Source organism: Streptomyces sp. SAS_270 (assembly GCF_052543295.1).
The window spans coordinates 14,146-17,828 of record NZ_JBMNDS010000087.1 but is presented as its reverse complement, the minus strand read 5'-3'; the positions used below and the strand labels follow the sequence as shown (position 1 = coordinate 17,828).

The 3,683-nt window shown below is 70.4% G+C and carries 4 protein-coding genes; 1 reads left to right on the top strand and 3 read right to left on the bottom strand.

The genetic code is table 11. From position 1 onward, the window contains the following. Positions 1–65: 65 nt before the first annotated feature. Positions 66–425, bottom strand: a complete 360-nt coding sequence (locus tag ACN6LB_RS38215; protein ID WP_356147193.1) for an ATP-binding protein — start codon at positions 423–425, stop codon at positions 66–68. A 170-nt stretch (positions 426–595) separates the two neighbouring features. Beyond that, on the bottom strand, positions 596–1,711 hold the full coding sequence (locus ACN6LB_RS38210) for an adenosine deaminase (protein ID WP_445029867.1): 1,116 nt from the start codon (positions 1,709–1,711) through the stop codon (positions 596–598). 113 nt (positions 1,712–1,824) lie between these two features. On the opposite strand from ACN6LB_RS38210, the gene ACN6LB_RS38205 reads away from it, so the two are divergent. Further along, the gene (locus ACN6LB_RS38205; RefSeq protein WP_445029866.1) at positions 1,825–2,586 is read left to right on the top strand and encodes an alpha/beta hydrolase; all 762 of its coding nucleotides are present in this window, start codon (positions 1,825–1,827) and stop codon (positions 2,584–2,586) included. A gap of 39 nt (positions 2,587–2,625) precedes the next feature. Here the strand turns inward: ACN6LB_RS38205 and ACN6LB_RS38200 are convergent, their stop codons facing one another. Next, complete coding sequence (locus tag ACN6LB_RS38200) at positions 2,626–3,588, bottom strand: LysR family transcriptional regulator (protein ID WP_356147202.1); 963 nt, start codon at positions 3,586–3,588, stop codon at positions 2,626–2,628. Positions 3,589–3,683: the final 95 nt, after the last annotated feature.

Below are 3,683 nucleotides of genomic sequence, written 5' to 3'. Positions count from 1 at the left end.
CCGATCTCACCCGAACCAGGGTGCGCCCCACCGGCGTACGTACGAGCAGAGCGGAAGGACCCGGCTCAGCCGAGCGGCAGCCCGTTCAGCGGCAGCCCGTGCGTGGGCAGCCCGCTGTTGGCCAGCGGCAGCCCGCCGAGCAGCCCCGCCACCGGCGCGGTCGGCCCGTCGGCGAGGATGCGCGCGGCGGCCGGCTGAGCCGCGGCCACACCCGCGCCCAGCGCGCTCTGGCCCTGGGCGAGCGCCTCGCCCGCGCCGGGCAGCGCCTTGGCGACGTTCTCCGCCGGCAGCGTCTGGGTGACGGTGCTCAGCGCCGAGGAGGCGTCCGGCACGGCGGGCGCGGCGTTCGCGGCACCCGCGCCCGCGGCGGCGAAGGCGGCACCGAGGGCGGCGACACCGAGGGTCTTGGCAGCAGACTGCTTCATTTTGAATGCGTCCTTGGGTCCGTGAGACGGGGAGGTGAGCGGTCCAAGACCGTAAACACGCAAACCCGCCCTCCGCAAACATCAAAAAGCGGCCGAGTCATGGAGGCCCGACCGCTTTCCGAAGCCTTCTCTCACCCACCACCCGGAGAATAACCGCAGGTGGAGAGCTTCTACCGGAACAGCCATTCGGCTTTCAGCTCGGCATAGCCGGGCTTGACCACGTCATTGATCATGGCCAGTCGTTCATCGAAAGGAATGAATGCTGACTTCATAGCATTGACCGAGAACCACTGGAGATCGTCGAGCGTATAGGCGAACGCCTCGACAAGATGCTCGAATTCCCGGCTCATGCTGGTACCCGACATAAGCCGGTTGTCCGTGTTCACGGTCGCCCTGAAATGCAGCTTCCGCAGCAGCCCGATCGGGTGCTCCGCGTACGAGGCGGCGGCGCCGGTCTGGAGGTTGGAGCTGGGGCACAGCTCCAACGGGATCCGCTTGTCGCGGACGTACGAGGCGAGCCGCCCGAGTTGCACCGAGCCGTCGTCGGCGACCTCGATGTCGTCGATGATGCGGACCCCGTGCCCGAGCCGGTCGGCGCCGCACCACTGGAGGGCCTGCCAGATGGACGGCAGCCCGAAGGCCTCGCCCGCGTGGATGGTGAAGTGGTTGTTCTCGCGCTTGAGGTACTCGAACGCGTCGAGGTGCCGGGTGGGCGGGAACCCGGCCTCGGCGCCCGCGATGTCGAAGCCGACGACGCCGACATCCCGGTAGCGGTTGGCGAGTTCGGCGATCTCCAGCGCACGGGCGGCGTGCCGCATGGCGGTGAGCAGCGCACCGACGCGGATGCGGTGACCGTTCTCCCTCGCCCGCCGCTCCCCTTCCCTGAAGCCCTCGTTGACGGCCTCGACGACCTCTTCGAGGGTGAGCCCGGCCTCCAGGTGCTGTTCGGGCGCGTAGCGCACCTCGGCGTAGACGACGCCGTCCTCGGCGAGGTCCTCGGCGCACTCGGCGGCCACCCGGACGAGCGCCTCGCGGGTCTGCATGACGGCACAGGTGTGCGCGAAGGTCTCCAAGTACCGTTCCAGGGAACCGGAGTCGGCGGCCTCGCGGAACCACAGACCGAGCTTGTCGGCGTCGGTCTCGGGGAGACCCTCGTAGCCCGTCGCACGGGCGAGTTCGACGATCGTGCCGGGGCGCAGGCCCCCGTCGAGGTGATCGTGCAGCAGGACCTTGGGCGCCCGGCGGATCTGTTCCGAGCTCGGGATGTTCTGGATCTGGCTCGTCATTTCCGCACTCTAACGCCTACGCGCGTAGAGCTCCGGTAACGCCGATCCGTCGATACGCAAAGGTGACCCTGCGGACGGGTGGCGTACACCGACGCTTCTGACACTGTTCTGTCATGGCACAGCAAGCGACGCCGGTTCGCAGGGCCCGGCTGGGGAGGGCGCTCGGCCCGGAACCGACGGCGGTGAGCGGAGTGGTGCTGCTGCTCCCGGCCGGCGAGGAGGTCTCGGCCCGTAAGCCGTCCCCCATGGCGGCGACCGCCTCCGTACGGGCGCTGGGGCGCCGTCTGGTGCGGGCGGGACGGACGGAAGGCCTGGTCACCCACGTGGTGCACTACCGGTTTCGGGGCTGGAACGGCAGCGAGGCGCATCTCGCCCGCGACGCCTCCTGGGCCGCCGACGAGGTCGTACGCCGCTACGGTGACGTCCCCGTCTGCCTCGCCGGGATGGACATGGGCGGCCGCGCGGCACTGCACGCGGGCGGCCACGAGGCCGTCAACTCCGTGCTGGCGCTCGCCCCCTGGCTGCCCGAGGAGGACGTGGCGGCGCCACCCGAACCGGTGAAGCAACTGGCCGGACGGCGCGTGCTGATCGTGCACGGCACCAACGACGCACGCAGCGACCCCGAGTTGTCGTTCCGTCTCGCGGCGCGCGCGAAGAAGGCCAACCGCGACATCTGCCGCTTCGAGGTGCACTCCGACGGACACGCGCTGTCCCAGCACCGGGGCGAAGTCCTGTCGCTGGCCGAGGACTTCGTACTGGGTACGCTGTTCGGCCGGGCCTTCTCCCGCCCGGTGGAGGACGCGCTCGCGGCGCCGCCACCGCTGGGACTGCGGATGCCGCTGGCCGCGGGGTTCGGGCAGTCGCTGCGGCGCTGACGGAAGTCGACCGGGCGCCGGTCCGACGTCGGTCAGGCATCAGTCGGGAAGCAGATGGCCCCGTCGTGACAGCAGGAACTTCTTGAAGGCGGCGACCGGCGGGGTGTCCTGGTGGCCGTCGAGCCAGGCGACGCCGATCTCGCGCGCCGCGCGCGGTGCCGTGACCGTCAGCTCGACAACTCCCGGGCGGGGTACGGCCGGTGGCGGCAGGAGGGCGACTCCGAGCCCGGCCGCGACCAGGCCTCGTAGCGTCTCGGCCTCCTCCCCCTCGAAGGCGATGCGCGGCTTGAAGCCCGCCTCCTTGCAGAGGTCGTCGGTGATACGGCGCATGCCGTAGCCGGGTTCGAGGGTCACGAACGTCTCGTCGGCCGCCTCGGCGAGCCGGACGCGCCTGCGCGAGGCGAGTCGGTGGTCGACGGGGACCACGAGTCGGAGCTTCTGTTCGTCGAGGCGGCGGGCCATCAGGTCGGGCGCGTCCGGCACCGGCGAGGTGAGACACAGGTCCAGCTCACCCGAGCGCAGCCCCTCCAGCATCGCCTCGCCGTAGTTCTGGACGAGGCTGAAGCGGACCCGGGGGTGGTCGACGCGGAAGGCACGGATGAGCCCAGGGACCGTTTCGGAACCCATGGTGTGCAGGAAGCCGAAGGCGACCTTGCCGGTGGCCGGGTCGGCGTCCGCGCGCACCTCGTCGGCCGCCCGCTCGATCTCGGCCAGCGCCCGCTCCACCGAGGTGAGAAACGTCCGCCCGGCCGCCGTCAACGCGACCGTGCGGCCGCGGCGGGCGAACAGGTCGACGCCCAGGTCCTGTTCGAGCCGGACCATCGCGCGCGACAGCGTCGACTGCGGCACCTGCATCTCCTGCGCGGCCCGGGTGACGTGCTCGGTGCGGGCGACTCCGGCGAAGTACGCGAGCCGCGGCGCGAGCAGCCTCGACATGTGCGCGCTGTCTTCTGTGTCACTGGACGGTGACAGACGACTCTCTGACCTCTGCTGATGCACCATGGGAACGATTATGACGATTCCATGCATTGGACGGATGAAGGGTGGCTGTTTAGGTTCGAGACATGCCTTCCGCCAGTACCGGGGGGGCCCCCCTC

Excerpts from the sequence above, each read along its gene's own strand:
- ACN6LB_RS38215 (WP_356147193.1), bottom strand. The coding sequence starts at position 425 with ATGAAGCAGTCTGCTGCCAAGACCCTCGGTGTCGCCGCCCTCGGTGCC.
- ACN6LB_RS38210 (WP_445029867.1), bottom strand. The coding sequence starts at position 1,711 with ATGACGAGCCAGATCCAGAACATCCCGAGCTCGGAACAGATCCGCCGG.
- ACN6LB_RS38205 (WP_445029866.1), top strand. The coding sequence starts at position 1,825 with ATGGCACAGCAAGCGACGCCGGTTCGCAGGGCCCGGCTGGGGAGGGCG.
- ACN6LB_RS38200 (WP_356147202.1), bottom strand. The coding sequence starts at position 3,588 with ATGGTGCATCAGCAGAGGTCAGAGAGTCGTCTGTCACCGTCCAGTGAC.